A 24,161-nucleotide genomic window follows, 5' to 3' on the forward strand; every position below is an offset into this window, starting at 1 on the left:
AGGCCCGTTCGACACTCGCGCCGAGGATCCACGAATCGCTCCGGCATTAAAAGCACGCCCCGGGCCAGGGCCGGGGCGCGAAGTCTGTAGGTGGGAGTAGAAACAAAATTACGACCGTGCGCGACCTCCTTTCAAAATCGGCAGCTCAGGGCCGGGCGACGCCCCGCGGCGCCTACGCGAGGACGTCATTCACGACTTTCCCGTAGACCACCGTCGGACGCTCGGCGCGGCCAGCGCGTTTGTAGATCGTCTTCAGATGATCGAGCCCGAGAAGTTGCAGCACCGTGGCGTGCAGATCATAGGTGTCGACAGGATTTTCGACTGTCTTCAGGCCAATCTCATCTGTCTGACCATAGGTGAAGCCGTGCTTCAGGCCCCCGCCGGCAAGCCATTGTGTATAGCCCCAAGGGTTATGGTCGCGTCCGTCGCCGCTTTGGCCGTATGAGGTGCGCCCGAATTCCGACGTCCACACCACGAGCGTTTCGTCGAGCAGCCCGCGTGCTGCGAGATCCGCCAGCAAACCCGCGATCGGCTTATCCACCGCGCGCGCATTCGCGCCATGGTTCTCTTCAAGCTTGCGATGCGCGTCCCAGTTCTTGTTGTCTTCGTTGATCGAGTCAACCGGGCCGGAGACCACCTGAACGAAGCGAACGCCGCGCTCGACGAGGCGGCGGGCGCGCAGCAGCACGGTGCCGTAGTCCTTGGTCGCCTCGTTGTCGAGGCCATAGAGGGACTTGGTCGCTGCGGTTTCCTTCGCAAGATCGACGGCTTCGGGGGCCGACGACTCCATACGATAGGCGAGCTCATAGGAGCGCGTGCGCGCCTGAAGCTCAGTATCCGCCGAGAAGTCCTCGGACTTGTGCGCGTTGAGCTTGGCGAGCAGATCGAGATTGTCGCGCTGTTGGGCGGCGGCGATCAGCTCCGGCCGGTCGAGATTGAGAATGGGGGACGCCCCGGGACGGAACGCGGTTCCCTGAAAGACGGCCGGGAGGAATCCCGAATTCCAGTTCACGGAGCCGCCGCGCGGTTCACGCTTGCCCCCGTAGAGAACGACATAAGGCGGCAAGTCCGGATTGGCCGAGCCGAGCGCATAGGTGATCCATGCGCCGAGCGAGGGGCGACCGGGCGTTACGTCGCCCGTGTTGAGTTTCAGGATCGAAATGTCGTGAGTCGCGCCCACGGTCACGCTCGATTTGATAAAGGTGATCTTGTCCGCATGCTCTCCGAGATTCGGAAGAAGGTCGGAGAACCAGGCGCCGCTCTGGCCATACTGCTTCCATGTCCGGTTCGAGGCGAAGAGCTTGCCGGCGCCGCCCGAGGTAGTGACCTGAAGGCCTTTGCGGAACGATTCCGGAACCTCCTGCCCCGCGAGACGCACGAGTTCTGGCTTGTAGTCGAAAAGATCGAGCGTGCTCGGCGCCCCGTCCATATGTAGCCAAATGACCGATTTCACTTTTGCGGCAAAATGCGGCTCCTTTTTCGCGAGCGGATCGATATAGCTCGGCGCCGCCTGCGCGAGCGGAACGGATAAAACTCCGCCGCCCGGCATGAGGCCATTCAGCGCCAGTCCGCTAACGCCATAGCCGGCGGAAAACAGCCAGTCGCGCCTCGATTTATTGCTCATGTCATGTTCCTTCTTTTTCAGTATGGCGATGTGTCAGAAGCGGTAGATGAACTCGTTCGAATTCGCGACCGTATGAACGAGATCGACGAAAGCCGACGTACGGATTGGGTCGGAAATTTTCACATCCTTGCCGGTCGGCTCGGCGATCGTGAATCTCCCCTCCGAGGCTTTGCTCGCGATCACTTTTTCGTGTTGGTCCAGAAAAACCTTCAGCACGCCCTTTTCGTAATCGTCCGGATGGCGGGCGAAGAGGATTTGATACAGACGGTCGATCCGCGCCGACTCGTCGTCACCTCCCTCACGGATCACACGACCCGCCAGCGCTTGGGACCACTGAAAAACGAGATCATTGTTGACGAGCGTCAGCGCCTGCAACGGGGTCGTTGTGACGTCGCGCTTGCTATGCGCTTGCTGCGTATTGTTGAGGTCGAAAGTTTCGAGCAGCGGATAGGGCACGCTGCGGCGCGCGAAGATATAGATACTGCGTCTATTGGTCTGACGGGGATCGTTGGACGCCTCCCAAGCAGGGCCGACGTTCAAATTGGCAGGCAACGGCGGAAACACGGCGGGCCCCCCGAGGGAGTCTTCGAGCTTGCCGGCTGCGACGAGGAGGGAATCCCTGATCTGCTCGGCGTCCAGACGCTTTCTCGGGAAGGAGGCGAGCAACTTGTTTTCTGGATCGGCGGCGGCAACTTCGTCACGCTGCGTCGATGATTGGCGGTAGACGCTGGAGAGCAAGATCTGGCGATGCAGCTTCTTGATGCTCCAGCCTTCCTTCACGAAGTTGTCGGCGAGATAATCCAGCAACTCGGGATGGGTGGGCTTATCGCCGGCTTTGCCGAAATCGCTTACTGTCCCGACGATCCCTTTGCCGAAATATTCATTCCAGACACGGTTGACCAGAACGCGCGCAGTCAACGGATTGCTCGGGCTCGCCAGCCAGTTGGCGAGTGCGGTGCGGCGGCCGGAGGATGTCGCGCTTGGCCTGATCTCGGGCTTCTCTTTGCTGATTGCCTCCGGGAAGGCCGGCTGAACTTCGTCCAGCGGGCGCTCATGGTTGCCGCCGAAGAAAACATAGGTCGCAGGCGCGTCCGGATGGCCAAGTTCAGTCGCCGCCGTGAAAGTGTCCGACCCGCGCGTCGGCTTTAGTTTTTCGTATTTCTTCAACTCTTCATTGAGTTTTGAATATTCCCGCCACTTCGCGACGATCTCGGGCGTGCGGTCTGGATTCTTCTCGTCGTTCGCGATATCGCGCATATAATTGGAGAGCGCCGTCTGGTCGGTCACGGTCTCGGCGCGATAATTCACCCACCTGTCGAGGGCGTTCCACTCGGATTTTGCCTTTACGATCGACGCGCGGGCGTCCGGATTGAAGCGCTCTTTGTAGAACTGTGTGGCCTTGTCCCGGACCGACTCGATGATCGCCTTCTGACGCTCGAGGATGTCTTTCGCGGCTGCCTCGTAGATCGCCTGCGCCTTGAGAAACTCTTCCTCTTGTGCGCCCTTGGCGGCAGGGAATTTCGCATTGAAGGACGTGTTGGCGAAGAAGGCCTGGAGCGAAAAATAATCCTTCTGCGTCAGCTTGTCCGATTTGTGATCATGGCAGCGAGCGCATCCTATCGTCGTGCCGAGAACCGCAGTCCCGATGGTGTCGACGATGTCCGTCGTGATCTGATATTTTCGATTGATAAGATCACGCGCGTTCGGATTGTCGGCGTAACTTGCGAGGAATCCCGTCGCGACGAGTGCGTCCTGATCGCCGGGCGCAAGTTCATCGCCGGCGATCTGTTCTTGGATAAACCGCGAGTATGGCTTGTCGTTATTAAATGACTGGACGACCCAATCGCGATAGCGGAAAAAATTTGGACGTGTGATGTCGTTCTGAAACCCGCCGCTGTCCGCGTAGCGCGCGAGATCGAGCCAACGGCGCGCCTGACGCTCACCGTAATGCGGCGAGGCCAAGAGACGGTCGACTAGCTTTTCATAAGCGTCGGGCGACTCGTCGTTGACGAAAGCGGCGACTTCCTCGGGCTGGGGAATAAGGCCCCAAATGTCGAGCGTCGCTCGGCGAATGAAGGTCGCGCGGTCAGCATCCTGCGAGGGAGTCAGCTTTGCCGCTTCAATTTTTGATAAAATGAAAGCGTCGATTGGCGTGCGGACCCATTGCGCATTAGCGACCGCCGGCGCGCCGGCAATACGGATTGGCTGATAAGCCCAGTGCGGCGCGCGCGTGGGCGCGTTGGCGACGGGCGCGGCGTCGGGAAGGGGTTTCGAGTCGGCGCCTATCGCGAGCGCGGCGGTCGAGACGCTCAGCAGAAGAGCCAGTCCTACCTTTGTTGCCGGATGTTTCATCTCTTCGATTTCCTTGATGATATTGGAAAGAACGGGCGGCCGAGGGCGTGCGTGTTTCGTTTCTCGGGAGAGCGATGGTGGGCAACGGCGCGATCAGCATCGTTTACTGCCAGACGGAGATACTTGAGCGCGTCCGCCTCTTTTGGTGCTTGCGACAGAAAGATCGTCTCTTCCCGACGAAACAGGAGCTGAGCGCTGCGGATGTAAATCATACTAAAAAGGTACAGTTTACGAGTCAATTCCCCTTGCGGTGCAGGCTCTGCTGCCTCAATGTTATATTTAAATGTTTGAATCTAAAAATTTAATTCACTTTTCCGCGGCTGCGCTGACGAGGTCATGCATGTTGAATCCTACTTTAAAAATAGACAATGGCCCGGCATTCAAACAGGGGTCTCCTGCTCCATCTCGAATCTCCTACCCGACGTAAGCTCGCAGTCGACGCTGCACTCTCGGTACCTGAGCGCTGGTCACTGCGACGTCCGACAACATGCTTTCGACCGCGTTCGGTATCCCAATGATGTTTTCGATGGGGGCATCGGTGGTTCAACATTTCCCTCTAAGGGAGGTCGGCGTCTATTCGGCCACTGATGAGCGATGAGGGGGTCACTTGAGCCCTTCGTGACCGAAGCGGGGTGCGCACCGCGGTCGACGGCCCCAGAGGATCATCACCGCGTCCTCGACGGCGTTTTCTGGATCGCTGCAGCGGCGCCCTATACAGTGATCTATTGGCGGCTGGTCATCGGCCTGCGGCAGTTCCGCCGCCGGCGCGGGCGAGACGCTCAGCGTCTCGCTCAAGCGCTATCAAGAGGGTGCGGTGAGGTGACAACGCAGTCGGACGCCTTCGCCGCCCAGCGTCAAGCAATCGGACGGGGCGGCCTCTGGCGGCGTTATCGCTTATGGCGGCGATCGGCGGCGGCTGGACTGCCCGAGTCTTTACGCCGCCCGTGTCGGGCGACTGTGCGCTTTGTGCGAATTAGCGACGCAGGAAGCGCGGAAGTCTGGCGCGTCCTTCTTGTTTCTTGCCGGCTTCGCTCGGCCTGATCAACATTCGGAATTGGCGTTGACGGCGACGCCTGGACTCCTGTCCTAGAGCGCTACAGCGGGTATCCCGTGAGGGCGGAAGCGAATTGAAGCCATAGGGGCGCCGCATCCAAGCTGAAGAAAAGCACAAGGAGCGTCAAGAACTGAACGCCGAGGGTGACCAGAGCCGCGCGCGATACTCTGCCCGAACGAACATCTTTGAGACCGCTGGCGCCGGCATAGAGCAGGATGGAAATCAGCAACGAACCATAGGTCACTCCGGGCCCAGCAGGAATGACGAAACGCAACGCGCGCGCGGTCGCGGGCGCGATGAAGGAAAAGAAACTGGCCAGTTGAAAGTGACGATGCCAATCCGGACGGCGGATCGAGACGAGAGCCCCGACACCAAAAAACGTGACCTCTACGAGCACCCAAAAAGGATAAGCGAGACCGGTCAAAGGCGCGAGCCCCGATATTTTCGGGTCCGCAGAAGAGACCCGAGCCACGGCAGTGACGAGCGACAATGCGACGACCAGTCCGAAAAGGACTGCGCCGATGACGCCAACGGTCTTGTGTCTTTCCCGTGATCCGGCGCTTGCCGTGTAATATTGAAAAGCGAAAACGGCGATCCAGGCCGTCGTCGCCGCACCGTGAGCGATTACGAGTAGCGTCAGCGGCTTCCCAGCCTCGAAAACGGGTTTCAGATAGAACGTCGGCGCAAAGCCAACGACCAAGAGAAGAAGAGCAAGACCGACGAGCCAATCCCCAACGCGTCGACCGCCTTCGGGAATAACCGCAGCAGCACTTGTCATGAGTGTTCTCCTAAATTGAAAGGGTATAGGCTCTTATCGGATCGAGCATGAGACAACATGCGATCCGTCGAAACATAAAAGCGAGGTTCTTGGCGCAAGGGGAAAACGAAGTCGATATAACCCCGATGCTACAGCCGCGTGCGCGTTGCGCTCATATCAAATGCGCCGGCGGCTGCGGATTGTTGGCCGGGTTCGTGTCGTGCTTCGTTAATGCGAGAAGAAGTCCCGCCTCGACTAAGGGGCGCAAATCTCGCTCGAGCGCATTGGCCCGAGCCTCGTCATAGACTTCATCGCCGCCGACATAGACAGCGAAAGCCGTGGAGTGCTTAGCTTTCTTTTCGGGATTTTCGATCGTCGCCTTGGTCCATTGGTAAAGCGGATATTCATCGACGCCATGCTTTTCGGCTTGGGCGACATAATTCGCGAAGGCGTCGAACTGGCTGATCGCAGAGGCGTTGTGCCGCGCCAATACTTCGGCGATCGGCTTGAACCGTGCGTCATTAACGTCCCCGCGAGCGACTTCCGCCAACTCCGGCGATAGCTTGAAGCGCAACTGGTATTCCCATTTCTCAGGCATGGTGAACCCTCGGTATGGAGCAGATGGTGGCGAGAGAACGTGGCCTCCTCGCCTTCCAAGTCTCGGCTGATCGCACCCCTCACGATCGTGGGAGGGGGGTTGGACTCGGCGCCAAAACCGAGCCGCTGAATCTAAAGCCTACAATAATGGTAGGAAAAACTGGAAGACGAGTCAATCGCGACGATTGCGGTGAGGCTCGCGAGTTATCGGCCGATATAAACCGCGTCTGGCGCCGTTCAATCAATCATGGATTTGATAGCGCTTCGTTCGTTGGTGACGCATTAGCTTCGCCTCGCGGCCCTTGTCGCGCCATGCGTTCTTTCGAGAACGCCGGGCCGGAACAAAACGCAAACTACCGGCTTTGGAAAGAACCGGCCCATCCATTTAGCCAAGGGAGACGGTGTTGGAAACAGCGTTGCGACAAGTTCTCAAACTGGCGGCGGCCTTGGGGCTGGCGCTTGCCGGCGTCTCATCGGTCGCGGCGCAGAGCCCGGGCCGCACGCAAATCGCGGAGGCGGTAGAGAAGGCGACCGGACAAGGGGTCGTCGAGGCGGTGAACGAGGAGGAGCGTCAGCTTCGGATTACGCATGATGCGATCCCCGCGCTAAAATGGCCGCCAATGACCATGGCGTTCAAAGTCGCGCCCGGGGTGAGGCTCGAAGGGCTTGGGCCCGGCGCCAAGGTTACCTTTACTCTCTCCAAATCCTCACAGGGCTATGTGATCGACCAGATTCAACGTGTGCAATAAACCCGGCGGCGCCCAAGTTATAAGTGCGTCAATATTCATGGTTGAAGGCTGGTTCGCAAGCACCCATTATTCCCGCGAGCAGCAACGCTCGGATTGAAGGGGGATGAAATGCGCAAGTTCATATTCTCTATCATAGCGTCCCTATTCGCCTTCACCGCTCCGGCGATGGCGCAGAGTGAGGAGCATCGAGAACATAGCGCGATGCAGCATATCGGCGGCCACTGGCGGCATGGGCACCGCGATTGGAGCCAGCAAACGGGCCACCATGTTCACAACGTCTGTTGGGACTGGGACGCAATTCAGGGCTGGGTCTGGAACTGCCGCTAACGCGCTTTCGCGAAAGTCCATCACTTTGCGGAATGCGCTCTAGTGGCGCTTTCGAGAGAGCCTGCCAGCCAAGCTGGCAAGCTCTCAATACTGGGAATTGAGGACAGCAAAACGCCGCCCGACTGAGTTCTAAATTTTAGCAGCGACGGGCGCCGGAGCCACGTCGAAACGCTGCGTCCAGCCAGCGGTTATTTCGAACGTGGAAAGATAGATATTGATCGTCCGCAGCGGATTGGGCCCCAGCGGCGTTCGCTCAATTCCCGAAGCCGTCCCCTGGGGCGACACCACCGCTGCAAGATCGATGGATGACGACGGCGTCACGTAATAGCTGAGGCCGCCGCTGATGTGATGCTTGGTGACAGCCGGCGCGAGAATATTCAGCGTGACGTCTCGCGAGTTGATCGGGCTGTTGTTGTAGCTGTAGCCGACGCGAAGCGCGAGTTTTTCAAAGCCGCGATACTCCGCCCCGACTTTGACGACGTCGATGTCGCTCCAACCGAAGCCGGGCCCGTTCATCACGCCCATCGGCGCTTGCAACGTCGACCAATTTCCAACCGACGGAACCTGCGAATAGAAAATATGCTTCCAGTCGGCGAGCAAGGTAAGCATCGGCAGGGCGTCATAGGCGACGCCAGCCGTCACATTCGCCGGAATGTCGAAGTCGCCCTCGTTTGCAAATAAACCCTTGTAGTTTTCGAAAGGCGACATCCAGATCGGCGAGGAACCTGCGACGCCGATGCGCAGCTTGTCGGTCAGCCGATATTGCAGGCCGGCGCGGACGCCTGCGCCGACAGACCAATTATAACTATGGTCGCTGAGTTCGTTTGGAGCCGAGGAGAACGGCCCAAATACCGCCAGCCCTCGCGCCTTGAAGATTTGTACCGCGAGCACGGGCGCGAAACCGATAGAGAGATTGCCGAAACGCTGCGCGTAGCCGGCGGTGAGGAACGCCTGGTTCAAATCGACTCCGGCGTTGCGGCCGCAATAGACGCCCGTCTGCCGGCACATCGGACTTCCATAGAAGAGGCTTGCGTAATTCGCGGAGTAGGTGGTGTTCATGCCGCCATTGCCATAGACGGCGACACCCCACGCGGATTTTTCGTCGATGGGTCTGCTGTAGCCGCCGTTCGGGATCGGGAAGAGGCCGCGTCCGCTCTGCACACGCCCAGGCGCGACGAAGCCTGGCCCTGAGGTCCGGTAACCGCGATCGGGCGAAAAAGCGGTGAGGCCGAGGGTATATTGATGCCCGACATCCACGAGCCCCGCCGGATTGATGGAGAGGGCGAGCGGATCGCGGGAGTCGGCTGCGCCCGCGCCGCCGACTCCCTTTTCGCGCGTCCCATAACCTTCGAGGAAATAGCCTTCCGTCGCGCCGACCTCGTGTGGCGTCATGGTTGCCGCCATGAGGGCAAATAGCAGAGGCCAGCCGAACCGTTTCATCTCAACAGCCTTTCATTCGTGATTTGGTCTATAAATATTATAGACTAAAAGCGCGATGTATGTAACATTTGGGCAACACCCGCACACTGACGCTCACGGTCGGTCCTTCAGAGGTTAGACAGACGGATGCAAATTGACTGGGCGCATTTTTCACCGGCAAGCGGAGTTGCGGGCGGCGCGATGATTGGTCTTTCCGCGGGGCTGACGATTCTTTTGATCGGGCGGGTCGCAGGGATCAGCGGCGTGCTCGGGGGGCTTGTTCAGCCCAGGCGTGGAGACTGGGACTGGCGCGTCGCTTTCCTGCTCGGCCTCGTTGCGGCGCCGCTCATTATCGGCCTCGCCAAGGCGCCGACGCCCCCAGACTTTGATGCGGGTTACGGAACAATCGCAGCCGCCGGGCTTCTTGTGGGTTTTGGATCGCGTCTCGGCGCCGGCTGCACGAGCGGCCATGGCGTCTGCGGATTATCCAGACTGTCTCTGCGCTCGCTGGCGGCCACAATAATGTTCATGGCTTCCGCCATGGCCACGGTGTTCCTCATCCGCCATGTTTTCAACTGAAAGGGAAACGATGCGCCTTGCGATCACCTTTGCGCTTGGTCTGATCTTCGGTTGCGGCCTCTATTTGGCCGGCATGACAGACCCTGGAAAAGTGCTCGGCTTCCTGGACCTTGCTGGTCTTTGGGATCCATCCCTGGCTTTCGTCATGGGCGGAGCGATCTTGATCGCGCTGCCGGCTTTCCGGCTGGCGGCAAAACGCCGGCAGTCCTATCTGGGATGCGCAATCAGCGGGCCATCCTCTCGAAAAATCGATCCCGCGCTCCTCGCCGGGGCGGGTGTTTTCGGGGTCGGATGGGGGCTTGCGGGCGTCTGCCCGGGGCCGGCCGTGTTCAATCTTGGCTTTCTCGATCCAAAGGCGATCGTGTTCTTCGCCGCCATGGTTGCTGGCTTCGGGGTGGAGCGCATTCTGCTATTCTTGTCGCCGCCTGCTCGCCCTGCCGCCATTGTACAAGACGGCTGAGCGGGATTAGTTAAAGACTTCGAACGATCGCTTCACGCGCTTCCCGGGAAAGGCGGCATTTCCAACAGGCGCTGAGGTTCGATCTGCGTCTGGCGCAGGCGCAGCGAATTGGCGACGACGCTGACCGACGAAAGCGCCATGGCGGCGGCGGCGATTGTCGGCGAGAGCAGCAAGCCAAATGCAGGATAAAGCGCGCCGGCTGCCAGCGGCACGCCGGCCGCGTTGTAAATGAAGGCGAAGAAGAGGTTCTGGCGGATATTCCGCATGGTGGCGCGCGACAGCCGGCGGCCGCGCACGATCCCGCCCAGGTCGCCTTTGAGCAGGGTCACGCCGGCGCTCTCGATGGCCACGTCGGTCCCGGTTCCCATGGCGATGCCGACATCCGCCGCAGCAAGGGCGGGCGCATCGTTCACCCCATCGCCCGCCATGGCGACGACGCGACCGGCCTGACGCAGGCGGGCGACCACCTTGCTTTTATCCTCGGGGAGAATTTCGGCCTCGACGTCCTTGATGCCGAGCCGCTTGGCGACAGCCCGCGCCGACGTCCAATTGTCGCCGGTGAGCATCACGACCGAGACGCCCTGGCGATAGAGCGCCTTCACCGCCTCGGGCGTCGTTTCCTTGATGGGGTCGGCAATGGCGAGGATGCCTGACGTCTGGCCGTCGATCGCCACAAAAATCGCCGTGGCCCCGTCCTCGCGCAGACGCTCGGCGTCACGATCGAGCGCGCTCGTATCCACGCCGAGCTCGGCGAGGAAGCGCCGGTTGCCGATGATGACGAATTGCGCCCCGATGCGACCGGTGACGCCTTTACCGACCGGCGAATTGAACTCAGTGGCCTCGCTCAGCGGCAGGCCGCGCGAGAGGGCGGCTTCCACGATGGCCTGCGCCAGCGGATGCTCACTCGCCCGTTCGAGGCTCGCCGCGACGGTCAAGAGTGCGTTCTCGCTCACGCCGGCGGCGGGACGAATGGCCGTGACCTTGGGTTTGCCTTCGGTCAGCGTGCCGGTCTTGTCGACGACAAGCGTATCGATCTTCTCGAAACGCTCCAAAGCCTCGGCGTTCTTGATGAGCACGCCATATTGCGCGCCGCGTCCGACGCCGACCATCACCGACATCGGCGTTGCCAGGCCAAGTGCGCAGGGGCAGGCGATGATCAACACCGAGACGGCGGCGACGAGGCCATAGCTCATGCGTGGCTCCGGCCCCCAAACCGCCCACGCGGCGAAAGCGAGAATTGCGATGAGGATCACAAGCGGCACGAACCAGCCGGAAATCTGATCCGCGAGCCGCTGAATGGGGGCGCGGCTCCGCTGGGCGGCGGCGACCATGTCGACGATGCGCGACAGCATCGTATCGGCGCCGACCCTCTCGGCCCGCATGATGAAGCTCCCCGTCCGGTTGAGCGTCCCGCCGATAACCTTGTCGCCGACGCTCTTCGTCACCGGCATGGACTCGCCAGTGACCATGGATTCGTCGACCGAGCTGCGGCCTTCGAGCAGCGCGCCGTCGACCGGCGCCTTCTCGCCGGGGCGCACGCGCAACCTGTCGCCGACGTGAACCTGGTCCAGCGTGATCTCCTCATCGGACCCATCCTCCTTGATCCGCTTCGCCGTAACGGGCGCGAGGTTGAGCAGCGCGCGGATGGCGCCCCCGGTCTGCTCGCGGGCGCGCAATTCGAGGACTTGGCCGAGCAACACCAGAACTGTGATGACGGCCGCCGCCTCGAAATAGATCGGCGCCGAACCGTCCGGATTCCGAAAGGCGGGCGGGAATAGCGACGGCGCAAAAGTGGCGACGACGCTGTAAACCCAGGCGACGCCCGTGCCCATGGCGATCAGGGTGAACATGTTGAGACTGCGCGTGACGAGCGATCTCGCGCCCCGCAGGAAGAACGGCCAACCGGCCCAGAGGACGACGGGCGTGGCGAGGACGAATTGGGCCCAGGTCGATATTTGTAGCGCGAGGTAGTGATGGAGATTTGAGAAATGGCCGCCCATTTCGAGAGCGACCACCGGGACGGTGAGGACGAGGCCAATCCAGAACCGCCGCGTCATATCGGTAAGCTCGGCGCTCGGGACGTCATCGGCCGTCGTCACAAGAGGCTCGAGCGTCATCCCGCAGATCGGGCAATTGCCGGGACCAGCCTGGCGAATTTGCGGGTGCATCGGGCAGGTGTAGATGACGCCCGCTTCGGCCGCGGCGGGCGGCTCTAAACGCTCGCGGCTGGGCCCCTCGACGCCCGGCGGATGTTGGCGCCCCTGATGTCCGTGATGATTTCCATGCCCGGAATGATCGACAGGATGTTGGGGAGTCATCGCCATGCCTTCCTGACAAAGGGGCTCGTCGCTCAATTAGACGTCATCATTTGGCCGCCTCTCGTGGTGGCTTCCATGGTTGTGATGCATGAAGAGATGCATGAGCGGGCAGGCCAGCACCACGAGGAACGGTAAGGCGTCGAGGACATGCCGCCAATGCCAATAAAGAAGAAAGGCCGCAGCCAAGGCGTAGATGGCGAGCAGGGGCGCTTTTGTCATCGTTGGTCTCCACGATCGGTCGTTTCGATGAAAGAGGGCCTATTGTCGCGCCAAATCGGCTCGATTATCAAATAGCTGAGGTTGCGGAGCAAATCGGGCTGTTGCCGCTCGCCTTGCAACCTAGAGCCACGAAAGCGCTGGTTTTGCCCAGAGCCCGTCATTGCGAGCGAAGCGAAGCAATCCAGGGCGGCGGTGCGGCTCCGGATTGCTTCGTCGCTTCGCTCCTCGCAATGACGGCGGTGATTTCCTATGTGTCCAAACGGCGCGAGGTCGGGGATAGCGCCGAACAAATCGAGCGGATTTCGTATGACATGCTGCGCGCTCAACACTCTTAACGGACCCCATGCGCGGTTCCCTACGATCCGCGCCGGCGCAAATTTATCACTTCGATTTGTTCTCGCTGATAGCGGGGCGCAGAGACGCATATCCCTTGGCAAAAAAGCGGAGCGGATTTCAATGAAAGCGCGCCATGCGCGTCAAAGTGTTGGGGAACTCTATGTTTGCGACCTTTGCTGAAAGGCCTTCAAAAAGGTCGAAACGCCTGCCTCCATCACTTTCTGCGCTTCCGCTTCATTGGGGAGGTCGAGGCCCAGGGCGACGCGCATCGGCAGATCGCACAATACGAGATTGAGAAATTGGTTTGCCGCGACATGGGCGTCGTCGAAGGCCAGCGCGCCCGTCGCCTTGGCTTCTTCGAGAAAAGCGGCGACGAAATCCACAGCCCTCTCTCGCCCAGTGTTGAAATAGAGACGGCACAGTTCGGGAAAACGCGCGCGTTCGCTGGACACAGCCTGGAAAAAGGCCGTCTCGTCCTTGATGAGAAAATGGATCACAAATTTCATGCCCATGGTGCGTAGCGCCCCCTCGATGCCGTCTTCGAAGGACGGCGCTGTGAAGAGGATGCGTTTCGCTTCGCATTCGTGCCCGATCAGATAGCTGAATAGAGCCTCTTTACTGGGGAAATAGGCGTAGAGCGTCGCCTTCGACACATTTGCGGCGCGCGCGATCGCCTCCATGCTGGTTTCCGAGAAGCCCTGCTGGAGAAACGCATTACGCGCCGCATTCACGATCTGCGCCTCTTTAGGGCTCGAGCAATGCTCGGGCGCATGCATTGGATCTGGCGTCGATGCGTTCATGCCGAAAGATCCGAGCCTAAATGTCGCTTGTTCGCCATCGGCGACGTTCCCCTCCGTCTCGCGGCGACCTTCGCCCTTCCCGGGGCGCGCGCCGGCCTTTTCTTTATCCTGTTCAACAGGATGAGTGCGATCAAATTTCATTTTCTCATTCCTGCTTACGGGAATTTTTCCTAAACTGCACCGTTCAGTTTAGCATTGACTTGGCCGCCGCGCAGCAGCATATTTGCACGAACTAAACGGTTCAGTTTAATCTTGAGCAGGTTCAATGGCGCGCGCAACCATTTATTTTTCAGCGGCTTCGCGGCTGCGTGCCGGTGGCGGTCGGCGAGAGCTGGACCGTTACGAGTCGCGGCGGGGGAGGGCTGCGGCGATCAGGCGCGCCGTTCCTTTCGTCGCCTGCGCCGTGGCGGCAGCCCTCGGCGGATGCGCGGTCGGGCCTGATTTCGTTGAGCCAGCCGCGCCCGAGGGCGCCGGATACGCCCGAAAACTATCGAAAAGCGTTGCAGATTCGCAGACGCCAGGGGGCGCCGGGCAGCGGTTCGAACTGGGTCGCGACGTGCCGGGCGAATGGTGGAAGCTGTTCCGCTCCAAGCAGATCTCGGCGCTCGTCGAGGAGGCGGTCCAGAATCACCCCAATATCGCGTCGGCCGAGGCCGCGCTGCGTCAGGCGCGCGAGACGCTGGAGGCCGATGCGGCGTCGTTTTTGCCCTCCGCGACAGGGACCAGCGGCGTTACCCGCCAGCAGCTTTCTCCGGCGCAATATGGTTCGTCGGGCTCGAGCTCTTCCTTCTCGACGCTCTATACGCTGTTCAACTCCAATGTCGCCGTCTCCTTCACGCCAGACGTTTTCGGCAAGACAATCCGCACGGTCGAGGGCGACGCGGCCGCGGCCGAATATCAGCGTTACCAACTGGAGGCCACCTATCTCGCTTTGACGGCCAATGTGATCTCGGCGGCCATCTCCGACGCGTCCTATGCCAAGCAAATCAAGGTCACCGAGGGTCTCGTCTCCGACTATCGCGCCCAGCTCGACATTCTCCAGAAGCGGTTCGATCTCGGCGCCGTCAGTCTCGCCGACGTCACCTCCGAGCGCACATTGCTTGCGCAGGCGGAGGCGACATTGCCGCCCTTGCAGAAGGCGCGGGCGCAAACGCGCAATCAGTTGATGGCTTATCTCGGCCGCTTCCCCAATGAGGACAAAGGCGAGGCGATCGATCTCGAGAATTTGCATTTGCCCAAGGAGTTGCCGCTCAGCCTTCCCTCGAAGCTGGTGCGGCAGCGCCCGGATATTCTCGCCGCCGAAAGTCAGCTTCATCAGGCCAGCGCCAATATCGGCGTCGCCACCGCGAATATGTTGCCCCAGCTCACGCTCTCCGCTTCCGGCGGCAGTCAGGCGCTGACGGCGGCGCAGCTCTTCACGCCGCAAACCATGGCCTATAGTCTCGGCGCTTCCGTTTCCGGCCAGCTCTTCGACGGCGGCGGCTTGTTCCATAAGCGCGAGGCGAAGGTCGCCGCTTTCGAGCAGGCGACGGCGCAGTATCAGGGGACGGTTCTCACCGCCTTCCAGAATGTCGCCGACGCGCTGCAGGCCATCAAGCATGACGCGGCGACGCTGCGGGCGCAGGTTGCGGCCGAGAAGGCGGCCGCCGAAAGCTTCCAGATTGCGCAGGTCCAATATCGCGCCGGTTCGACGACCTATCCGACCGTCATCAATTCCGAGCAGAGCCTGCTCAACGCCCGCCTCAACCGCGTGAAGGCCCAGGCGGCGCGTTTCTCCGACACGGTGGCGCTGCTGCAAGCCTTGGGCGGCGGCTGGTGGAATCGAAACGACGAAACGCCCGCCGCTCGCGCCAAGCCCACCGATCCCATTTCCATGTCGCCGATAGCCGCCGCGTTGCGCGCGCAGGCGGAGGAGTCAACCAATGCTCACTAGCGCTCGGACAATCGCAAAAGACCGTTTCGGATCGTCGCTCAAGCCCATGCTCATCATGCTGGCGAGCGTCGGCCTCGTCTTCGCCGGCCTATACGGTTTCAACGCTTTTCGGTCGATCATGATCGGGCGGTTTCTCGCCTCGATGGCCAATCCGCCGCAAACCGTTTCGGTCACGACCGCGAAGCTGGAGGAGTGGCGGCCGACGCTCGCGGCGATCGGCACCTTCAGAGCCGTCAGCGGCGCCGACCTGGCGCTCGAAGCCTCCGGCGTCGTCGAGAAAATATTGTTCAAGTCGGGCGAGGACGTCGCCGCCGGCCAGATTCTTCTGGAGCTGCGCAAAGACACCGACAATGCGCGGCTCGAATCGCTCAAAGCGACGGCGGAGCTCAACGAGATCAATCTGCGCCGCGACCAGGCGCAATTGAAGCTCAAGGCCGTCAGCCAGGCGACGGTCGACTCCGACCTTGCCAATTTGAGGAGCGCCAAAGCCGAGGTGGCGCAGCAGGAAGCCGTGATCGCGCAGAAGACTTTGCGCGCGCCCTTCGCGGGACGGCTCGGCATTCGCTCGGTCGACATCGGGCAATATCTGAGCGCAGGCGCGACGGTCGTCACCCTGCAAGCGATCGACGCGCTTTATCTGGACTTCGTGCTGCCACAGCAGAATCTGAACGGCCTCGACGTCGGGCAGGGCGTGACAGCCTCGGTCGACGCCTATTCTGGCCAGACATTTGCCGGAAAAATCACGGCCATCAACTCGAAGGTCGATCAGGGCAGCCGAAACGTCCAGATACGCGCCACCTTTCCCAATCCCGATCGCAAGCTGAGGCCGGGCATGTTCGCCTCTGTTTCGATCGCCGTCGGCAAGCCCGAGCAGCTTGTCACCGTCCCGCAGACGGCGATCGTTCATGCCCCCTATGGCGCCTCGGTCTTTCTTGCGCAGAAGAACGCTTCGGCAGGGGAGGCGGGGAATGGCGAGAGCGGCGGCCTCGTCGCGCGGCAGAGCTTCGTGCAGCTTGGCGCGACGCGCGGCGACGAGATTGCGGTGGTCGAGGGTCTCAAAGCCGGCGAGGTCGTCGTCACCGCCGGTCAAATGAAGCTGCGCAACGACGTGCCGCTCAAGATCAGCAATACGCCCCAGCCGCCCGTCAATCCCGATCCGAAGCCCATCGACCGCTAGAGCGCATTTCGCAAAAGTGGACAGGCTTTTGCGAAAAGAATGCGCTCCAGCTTTTTGCATCAGCGCGCTTTCTCATCGCTCGCATGATTCCATGCGAGCGGAAAGCGGGCTAAGGGGGAGAACAACCCGTGTCCTTTACCGACATTTTCGTTCGCCGCCCCGTCCTCGCGACAGTGGTGAGCCTGCTCATTCTGGTGCTCGGTCTGCGATCTCTGAGCGTTTTGCCAGTGCTGGAATATCCACGCACGCAAAACGCCGTCGTCACCATCTCCACGCAATATTTCGGCGCCGATCCCGCGACGGTCGCGGGTTTCGTCACCACCCCGCTCGAGAACGTCATCGCGCAGGCTGACGGCATCGACTATATGACGTCGACGAGCCAGATCGGCACGAGCACCATCACCGCCTATCTGCGGTTGAACTTCGACTCCGGCAAGGCGCTGACGCAGATCAGCACCAAGGTCGACTCGGTGCTCAATCAATTGCCGGCCAATGTTCAGCGTCCCGTCATCACAGTGAAGATCGGGCAGTCGACCGACGCCATGTATATCGGCTTTCGAAGCGACATCCTCTCGCCGAGTCAGGTCACCGATTATCTGATCCGCGTCGTGCAGCCGCGGCTGCAGTCCGTGACCGGGGTGCAGACCGCCGAGCTCATCGGCGCCAAGACCTTCGCGCTCCGGGCCTGGCTCGATCCCGAGAAGCTCGCCGCCTATGGGCTCACCGCGACAGAAATCTCGGCCGCGATTTCCGGCAACGACTATATCGCTGGTCTCGGCATGACCAAGGGAGAAATGGTGCAGGTGAATTTGGCGGCGTCGACGTCGCTGCATTCGCTCGAGGAGTTTCGCAATCTCGTCGTCAAGCAGGTCAATGGCGCGAATGTGAAGCTGAGGGACGTCGCCAATGTGACTCTCGGATCGGATGACTACGACTCTTCCGTGTCCTTCAATGGAAAACAGGCCATCTACATCGGCATCCAAATCGCGCCGACGGCCAATCTTCTCGATGTCATCAAAGGCGTGAAGGACATCTATCCGGGGATCGAGAAGGCGCTGCCTGCGGGGCTCACGAGCGAAATCGTCTATGACTCGACCGACTTCGTGAACAGCTCCATCGACGAAGTCGTCCACACGCTTGTCGAGGCGGTCCTGATCGTGACCGGCGTGGTTTTTCTGTTTCTTGGCTCGTGGCGGTCGGTGCTGATTCCGATCGTGGCGATTCCACTCTCGCTGGTCGGCGCCTTTACGATCCTGCTCGCCTTCGGCTTCTCGATCAATCTTTTGACTCTGCTGGCGCTGGTGCTGGCGATCGGGCTCGTGGTCGACGACGCGATCATTGTCGTCGAGAACGTCAACCGCCATTTGGCCGATGGCATGACGCCATTCAACGCCGCGCTGCAATCCGCGCGTGAGCTGACCGGTCCGATCATCGCCATGACGATCGTGCTCATCGCGGTCTATGTCCCGATTGGATTCCAGAGCGGTCTCACAGGGGCCCTTTTCGTCGAATTCGCCTTCACGCTCGCCGGCGCGGTCGCCGTCTCCGCGATCATCGCTTTGACGCTCTCGCCGGTGAGTTGCTCGGCGATCCTCAGGGTTCCCCAGCCTGGAACCTTGGAAGCGCGGATCGTGGCGGCGATCGACCAGACGATGGACCGCCTGCGCGAGCGTTATATCCATCTCCTCGACGCCTCGCTGCGGCATATGCCGGTGACGCTGACCTTCGGCGCGCTGGTGCTGCTGAGCACCTATTGGCTTTACGCGAACTCCAAAAGCGAGCTTGCTCCGGAGGAGGACAAGGGGCTTATTCTCGCGCAATCGACCTCGGCGCCGAATGCGACTCTGAAGCAAAAGCTGTTCTATGGCGATCAGCTCTACAAGGTTCTGGCGAAACATCCGGAGACGGCCAGCGTCTTCCAGATCAATTCGGCTGCGATGAATCTTTCTGGCATGGTGCTGAAGCCGGCCGACAAGCGCGACACCGTCGCAGGCGAGCTCCAGCGCATCATCCAGGGCGAGCTTGCGGAGATTCCGGGATCGCGCATTGTCGCCTTCCAGGAGCCGCCCTTGCCGGGAGCGATGGGCCTGCCGATCCAATTTATCATTCAGAGCCCGGACACCTTCGACAAGATGGACGGCGTGGCGCGCGATCTGCTGTCACAGGCGATGGCGACCGGCAAGTTCATGTTTCTCGACACGGACCTCAAGATCGACCAGCCGCAGGAAAAGCTCGTCATCGACCGCGAGAAGGCGGCGCAGCTCGGCCTCAGAATGAATGATGTCGGCGGCGCACTGACCATGGCGCTGAGCGGCGGTTATACTCAATATTTCGATCTCGCCGGCCGTTCCTATAAAGTTGTGCCGCAGGTCGCCCAACGCTTCCGGCTCAACGCCGATCAGGTCTTGAATTATTACATCAAGACCGGCGACGGGTCGTCGGTGCCTCTGTCGACCGTCGCCAAGCTGCGCTCGACGACCGAGCCCGAGTCTCTCAACCACTTTCAGCAGGCGAACGCCGTCACCATCTCGGGGGTCGCCGCGCCGGGCGTCATCGCCGGCGAAGCGCTCGATACGTTGAAGGAGATCGCCGATCGCGTCTTGCCGCCCGGCTATATCGTCGACTACGCCGGGCCGTCGCGTCAGTTCGTTCAGGAGTCGGGCGGCTTCGCGACAACTTTCGGATTTGCGCTCATCATCATCTTCCTCGCCCTCGCTGCGCAGTTCGAAAGCTTCCGCGATCCGTTGATTATCCTCGTCTCGGTCCCGATGTCGATCGCCGGGGCGCTCGTCTTCATCATGCTGGGTTTCGGGGGCGCCAGCATCAATATCTACACGCAGGTGGGCTTGGTGACGCTGATGGGCCTGATCAGCAAGCACGGCATATTGATCGTGGAGTTCGCCAATGAGCTGCAGGCTTCCGGCATGGGGCGGCGGGAGGCGATCATAGAGTCGGCCTCCATCCGCCTGCGACCCATTCTGATGACGACGGCGGCGATGGTGCTCGGCGTTCTGCCGCTCATTACGGCGAGCGGCGCGGGCGCCGCCTCTCGCTACAATATCGGGCTCGTGATCGCGTCCGGACTATCGCTCGGCACGCTGTTCACCTTGTTCGTGCTGCCGGCGGTCTATCTGGCGCTCGCCGCAAAGCATGCGCGTGCGGCTTCGGCCGCGCAACCGGAAGCATCGCATCTCGCGGGCGCATGAAACGGCGGCGAGGGCTCGGCGGAGCCCTCGCCAGCCTGAAGACAGCGCGAGCGCAGATGGTCTGGAGCGAAAACGCAGCGAGAAGGGAAGCGTCGTGACCAGGTTTGTCGGTGGGCTCGAAAGTGAACCCGAATGTGCTGCGCCGATCCTGGGACTGGCGACGATCGCGCGAATGGTCGCCAATGGGCGCGATCTCGAGCCGCTCAAGACGGAGCTCCTGCAGAAGACGGCGCGAAGCGACGCGGGCGCCTTGTTCGATTTATCGATCATCGAGAGGCTGAGCGGCAATTTCGAGTCGGCGAACCGCTTTCAGGCCGCCGCGCTACAGCGAGGTCGGCGATTTCAGCCGCCATTGGCGCCGAAGGCAATCGATCCGCTGCGCGTGCTCGCCCTGGCGGCGCCGGGCGACTTCATGTCGAATACGCCGATCGAGTTTCTCGTCGAAGGCCGCGAGGTGGCGCTCGAAACGCTTTATTTGAGCCCCGACGACGATTTCCCGCCCGCGCTACCCGAGCATGACGTCACCTTTGTCGCCGTGGCGGAGATGGACGCCAATCAGACCATCCTGGAGAAGATCGACGGGGCGATGCGGGCGTCGGCGCACAAGCTCGTCAATCAACCGAGCCTGATCGCGCGACTGACGCGCGACGGCGCGTGGAGCCTTCTCCACGACGCGCCCGGCGTATCCTTTCCGGCCAATGCGCGCGTCGATCGCGAGCGCCTCGTCGCCATGGCGAAGGGGGAGGCTCCGGTCCATTATCCGATCATCGCACGGCCGGTGGGCTCCCATGCGGGCGACGGTCTGCGCAAGATCGAGAGCGCGGAAGCGATACTGGCGTTCCTCGACGAGCAATCCGCCTCGCAGTTCTATGTCGCGCCCTTTGTGGATTACCGCAGCGGCGACGGCTTGTTCCGCAAATATCGGATCGTGATGATCGAGGGCGTCCCCTACGCCGTTCATATGGCGATCTCGAAAAATTGGATGGTCCATTATCTCAACGCGGACATGTTCGACAGCGAAGCGAACCGTGCGGAAGAAGCGCGTTTCATGGCGAGCTTCGACGCGGAATTTGCGCAACGGCACGCCGTGGCCCTGGCGGAGGCGCACCGCCGGACGGGGTTGGATTACCTGCTTCTGGATTGTTCCGAGACGCGCGACGGCAAGCTGCTGATCTTCGAAGCGGGGACGGCGATGGTCATCCATACGCTCGATTCCGAAGTGGTCTTTCCCTATAAGCGGCCCCAGATGGAGAAGATATTCGACGCTTTCGAAAAAATGCTTCGGGGCAAAGCGCAGGGGCGCTGAGGGCTGGTTCTGAAGTGGCGTTGACGCCCCTCTCGCTTCGAGACGGCTGCCATTTCAGTTTGAACAGCTCGCATCGGGAGCGCGTCATTCCCGGCGGGCTGAAAGCCCGAGCGGGAATCCAGAGCGACAAATACGCTGGTTTTACCCAGCGCCCGTCATTGCGAGCGAAGCGACGCAATCCAGGGCGGCGATGCGGCCCTGGATTGCTTCGTCGGCTCCGCCTCCTCGCAATGACGGCGGTGATTCCCCGTGTGTCCAAACGGTGCGAGCGTCGGAATGGCGCCGAACCAATCGCGCGGATCTCGTATTACGCAGCCTCCTCAGCACGAGGGTTTTTTGCATTTGCGCAAAACACTTGGGCCTCGACGCCTACTCAAGCGGCCGCCTTGTCCGCCTCCTTGGGCGCGCGGTCGACGATATTGACGAAAGCGTCGATGAGAGCCGGTCTTCCGATCAGATAGCCTTGCGCTTTGTCGCAGTGTTCGCCAGCAAGGAAGCGAAGCTCCTCCTGCGTTTCGACGCCCTCGGCGACGACGGGCAGGCCGAGGCTGCGCCCGAGACCGAGCACGGCGCGGACGATGGTGGCCGACTGATCGCAGTTCGTGACCGAGCCGATGAAGGTGCGGTCGATCTTCAATCTGTCGAAGGGAAAGGCGCGCAGATAAGTCAGCGACGAATAGCCGGTGCCAAAATCATCCATCGCAATCCTGACGCCCATGGCTTTGACGCTCAGCATGGTTTCGAGCGCCCGCTCGAAATCGACGATCAGGGTCGTTTCCGTGACCTCCAATTCGAGGCGGGCGGGGTCGAGACCGGACGCCGTGAGGATGTTGCGCAGGATCGCCGGGAAATGACGGTTGCGCAGGCTGGCGGCCGAAATATTGACGGAGATCGACAGCGGGTTGCGCCATTTGGCGGCTTCGCGGCAGGCGGCGGCCAGCACCCATTCGTCGAGGCGGAGCATGATCCTGCTCTCCTCCGCGATGGGGATGAAATCCGTTGGCGGAATGTTGCCGCGCGCAGGATGCGTCCAGCGCAGCAGGGCTTCGAAGCCGACGATTTCATTCGTCGAAATGTCGGTCTGGGGCTGATAGACGAGATGCAGCTCGTCGCCGTCGATCGCGCTGCGCAGATCCTGCTCGATGGCGCGGCGGTCGCGAATACGCGCCGCCATGACCGGGTCGAAGTGGCGATAGCCGCCGCGTTTTTCCGCCTTCGTCTGATAGAGCGCCATATCCGCGTGGGCGAGCAGCGTTTCGCGGTCGCCGCCGTCGGCGGGATGAAGGGCGATGCCGATGCTGGCCGACATGACGGCGCGCGATCGGTTCTTGTCATTCTCCATTTTGATCGCGTCGAGGATCGCCCGGGCGACGCGGCCGGCGGCGTCACGATCGGCGATGCCGGGCAGGATCGCGGCGAATTCGTCGCCGCCGAGCCGGGCGAGCGTCGCGCCGCCGCCCAACGCCGAGGAAACGACGCGCGCGAATGATTTGAGCATCGCGTCGCCCTCCGCGTGGCCGAAGAGGTCGTTCACTTCCTTGAAATGATCGAGGTCGATGAGCATCACCGCGAGGCGGCGTTCGGAATGAACAGACGCGGCGATCTCGGAATCGAGCATGTCGTAACAACTGCTCCGGTTCGGCAGGCCCGTCAGGACGTCGTGATGTGCGAGGAAGCGGATGCGGTCCTCGGCTTTTTGTCGGGCGCGAATATCCCGGACGGCGACGGCGATATGGGGGCTACCCTCGAAGTCGATCGTGCGGCAGAGTAGCTCGACGCGGATCAGCCCGCCACTCTCGCAAATGAGATCGGTTTCAAACGGCGTTTTCTGCGCCGCTTGGGCGGCTTCGCAAACATTATCCTTGGGAAAGAAGGCGGAAAGATCAGCTCCGAGGACGGATGTGCGATCCCTGCCGACAAGGGCGAGGAAACTGTCGTTGGCGGTGACGACGACGCCGTTGCAGCAAATCAGGAGCCCTTCGACGGCGGCGTTCGCGAGCCCGCGCATGCGCTCGGCTTCCGCGAGGCGGCGCCGGCGCTCGTTCTCGTTCAGAAGGCCGAACAGCGAAAACGTCACGATCAATATGCTCGACGCGGCGCTGACGATCGCCATCGCCGATGGCGAAATCGCGTTGGGAGGAATGGCGATCGTCGGATCGGGAATGACGGACATGGCGGCCATGCCGGTGAAATGGAGACCGCCGATCGCGGCGACCAGGAAGACCGCCGCCGCTGACCGCGCCGCCATCGAGGACGCGCGAAGGGCGCGGCTCAGGCCAAGCGCCGAGAAGGCCGCGCCGGCGATCACAGAGGCGGCCACGAGCGCGCCATCCCATGACATGCGGCCGGCGACCCTGAAAGCCGTCGCGCCGAGATAATGCGTCGCCGCCAGGCCGATCCCGAAAAGCAGGCCCGCGAGAGGCGCGGCGAATCTGAAATGCGCGGAAAGCGCCAGGCGGAACGCGAGGAAGCTCGACGCAATCGAGCCGAGGAGCGCGGCCAAGGCCAAGGCGGCGTCGTAGCCGTGGTCGACGCCAGGGGAATAGGCCAGCATGGCGACGAAATGCGTGGACCAGACGCCGAGGCCGATGGCCGTGGCGCAGACGGACAGCCAGGACAGGCGTTTTCCTGCCTCTGTCTCGGCCGCATGCGCGAGTAATGCGATGGCGGCGAACGCGGTCAGCGCGCAAACGCACGCGGCCAGGAAGACAAGCGATGGATCGTGCTGTTCAACCATACCAGCGTAGATGACAGGCATGAGTGGGTTTCGCCTCCGGCTGTCGCGGGCCGGGGCGGGGAACCGCGCCGTTCATGTCCGTCAACTGCGCGGCGTCATGCCGAGGGGCGGAACGCCCCTGTCCAGTCCCATGCGAGCATCATCGGAGGAGCCTTCAGCGACGTTAAAAGAATTAGGAAAAACCTCGGTGTAGCCAGAATCGCCAAGCGCG

The 24,161-nt window shown here is 61.4% G+C and carries 18 protein-coding genes; 9 read left to right on the plus strand and 9 right to left on the minus strand.

The window, feature by feature from the left end; translation table 11 throughout:
- Nucleotides 1–172 precede the first annotated feature (172 nt).
- The 4 genes from QMG84_RS06960 to QMG84_RS06975 all read right to left on the minus strand — a co-directional run bounded on the left by QMG84_RS06960 (nucleotide 173) and on the right by QMG84_RS06975 (nucleotide 6,385).
- Complete coding sequence (locus tag QMG84_RS06960; RefSeq protein WP_281931383.1) at nucleotides 173–1,624, minus strand: DUF1501 domain-containing protein; 1,452 nt, start codon at nucleotides 1,622–1,624, stop codon at nucleotides 173–175.
- A gap of 33 nt (nucleotides 1,625–1,657) precedes the next feature.
- Nucleotides 1,658–3,976: a DUF1549 and DUF1553 domain-containing protein gene (locus QMG84_RS06965; protein WP_281931385.1), complete on the minus strand. Its 2,319-nt coding sequence runs from the start codon at nucleotides 3,974–3,976 to the stop codon at nucleotides 1,658–1,660.
- Nucleotides 3,977–5,070: 1,094 nt separating this feature from the next.
- Nucleotides 5,071–5,808 carry a hypothetical protein gene (locus tag QMG84_RS06970; RefSeq protein ID WP_281931387.1) on the minus strand — a complete coding sequence of 246 codons (738 nt, stop codon included), beginning with the start codon at nucleotides 5,806–5,808 and terminating at the stop codon, nucleotides 5,071–5,073.
- 151 nt (nucleotides 5,809–5,959) lie between these two features.
- Entirely contained in the window at nucleotides 5,960–6,385 is a 426-nt protein-coding gene (locus tag QMG84_RS06975; RefSeq protein WP_281931388.1) for a hypothetical protein, read from the minus strand.
- A 415-nt stretch (nucleotides 6,386–6,800) separates the two neighbouring features.
- Here QMG84_RS06975 and QMG84_RS06980 point away from each other — a divergent pair, with 415 nt between their 5' ends.
- Both QMG84_RS06980 and QMG84_RS06985 read left to right on the plus strand, forming a co-directional pair.
- On the plus strand, nucleotides 6,801–7,133 hold the full coding sequence (locus tag QMG84_RS06980; protein ID WP_281931390.1) for a copper-binding protein: 333 nt from the start codon (nucleotides 6,801–6,803) through the stop codon (nucleotides 7,131–7,133).
- A 108-nt stretch (nucleotides 7,134–7,241) separates the two neighbouring features.
- Entirely contained in the window at nucleotides 7,242–7,460 is a 219-nt protein-coding gene (locus QMG84_RS06985; RefSeq protein ID WP_281931392.1) for a hypothetical protein, read from the plus strand.
- 129 nt (nucleotides 7,461–7,589) lie between these two features.
- On the opposite strand, the gene QMG84_RS06990 is transcribed toward QMG84_RS06985, so the two are convergent.
- Entirely contained in the window at nucleotides 7,590–8,852 is a 1,263-nt protein-coding gene (locus QMG84_RS06990; protein WP_281931394.1) for an OmpP1/FadL family transporter, read from the minus strand.
- A gap of 174 nt (nucleotides 8,853–9,026) precedes the next feature.
- Between QMG84_RS06990 and QMG84_RS06995 the strand changes: the two genes are divergently transcribed.
- Nucleotides 9,027–9,458 carry a YeeE/YedE family protein gene (locus QMG84_RS06995; protein WP_281931395.1) on the plus strand — a complete coding sequence of 144 codons (432 nt, stop codon included), beginning with the start codon at nucleotides 9,027–9,029 and terminating at the stop codon, nucleotides 9,456–9,458.
- Between the two features lie 10 nt (nucleotides 9,459–9,468).
- On the plus strand, nucleotides 9,469–9,918 hold the full coding sequence (locus QMG84_RS07000) for a DUF6691 family protein (RefSeq protein WP_281931396.1): 450 nt from the start codon (nucleotides 9,469–9,471) through the stop codon (nucleotides 9,916–9,918).
- Between the two features lie 32 nt (nucleotides 9,919–9,950).
- Here the strand turns inward: QMG84_RS07000 and QMG84_RS07005 are convergent, their stop codons facing one another.
- Nucleotides 9,951–12,236 (minus strand): copper-transporting P-type ATPase, encoded by a 2,286-nt coding sequence (locus QMG84_RS07005; protein WP_281931397.1) that lies wholly within the window; start codon nucleotides 12,234–12,236, stop codon nucleotides 9,951–9,953.
- Nucleotides 12,237–12,272: 36 nt separating this feature from the next.
- Entirely contained in the window at nucleotides 12,273–12,455 is a 183-nt protein-coding gene (locus tag QMG84_RS07010; protein ID WP_281931399.1) for a DUF2933 domain-containing protein, read from the minus strand.
- A 2-nt stretch (nucleotides 12,456–12,457) separates the two neighbouring features.
- Here QMG84_RS07010 and QMG84_RS07015 point away from each other — a divergent pair, with 2 nt between their 5' ends.
- Nucleotides 12,458–12,790 carry a hypothetical protein gene (locus tag QMG84_RS07015; RefSeq protein ID WP_281931401.1) on the plus strand — a complete coding sequence of 111 codons (333 nt, stop codon included), beginning with the start codon at nucleotides 12,458–12,460 and terminating at the stop codon, nucleotides 12,788–12,790.
- Between the two features lie 159 nt (nucleotides 12,791–12,949).
- Here the strand turns inward: QMG84_RS07015 and QMG84_RS07020 are convergent, their stop codons facing one another.
- Nucleotides 12,950–13,591 (minus strand): TetR/AcrR family transcriptional regulator, encoded by a 642-nt coding sequence (locus QMG84_RS07020; RefSeq protein WP_202072545.1) that lies wholly within the window; start codon nucleotides 13,589–13,591, stop codon nucleotides 12,950–12,952.
- 265 nt (nucleotides 13,592–13,856) lie between these two features.
- Between QMG84_RS07020 and QMG84_RS07025 the strand changes: the two genes are divergently transcribed.
- From QMG84_RS07025 to QMG84_RS07040, 4 genes are all read left to right on the plus strand, one after another.
- Nucleotides 13,857–15,524 carry an efflux transporter outer membrane subunit gene (locus QMG84_RS07025; protein ID WP_281931403.1) on the plus strand — a complete coding sequence of 556 codons (1,668 nt, stop codon included), beginning with the start codon at nucleotides 13,857–13,859 and terminating at the stop codon, nucleotides 15,522–15,524.
- Entirely contained in the window at nucleotides 15,514–16,701 is a 1,188-nt protein-coding gene (locus QMG84_RS07030; RefSeq protein WP_281931404.1) for an efflux RND transporter periplasmic adaptor subunit, read from the plus strand. Before QMG84_RS07025 ends, QMG84_RS07030 begins: the two co-directional genes overlap by 11 nt.
- A 128-nt stretch (nucleotides 16,702–16,829) precedes the next feature.
- Nucleotides 16,830–19,907 carry an efflux RND transporter permease subunit gene (locus QMG84_RS07035; protein WP_281931406.1) on the plus strand — a complete coding sequence of 1,026 codons (3,078 nt, stop codon included), beginning with the start codon at nucleotides 16,830–16,832 and terminating at the stop codon, nucleotides 19,905–19,907.
- Between the two features lie 94 nt (nucleotides 19,908–20,001).
- Nucleotides 20,002–21,213, plus strand: a complete 1,212-nt coding sequence (locus QMG84_RS07040) for an ATP-grasp domain-containing protein (protein ID WP_281931407.1) — start codon at nucleotides 20,002–20,004, stop codon at nucleotides 21,211–21,213.
- Between the two features lie 373 nt (nucleotides 21,214–21,586).
- On the opposite strand, the gene QMG84_RS07045 is transcribed toward QMG84_RS07040, so the two are convergent.
- On the minus strand, nucleotides 21,587–23,971 hold the full coding sequence (locus tag QMG84_RS07045) for a bifunctional diguanylate cyclase/phosphodiesterase (protein WP_281931409.1): 2,385 nt from the start codon (nucleotides 23,969–23,971) through the stop codon (nucleotides 21,587–21,589).
- Between the last annotated feature and the right edge of the window lie 190 nt (nucleotides 23,972–24,161).

Source organism: Methylocystis iwaonis, from assembly GCF_027925385.1.
GTDB classification, from domain to species: Bacteria; Pseudomonadota; Alphaproteobacteria; order Rhizobiales; family Beijerinckiaceae; genus Methylocystis; species Methylocystis iwaonis.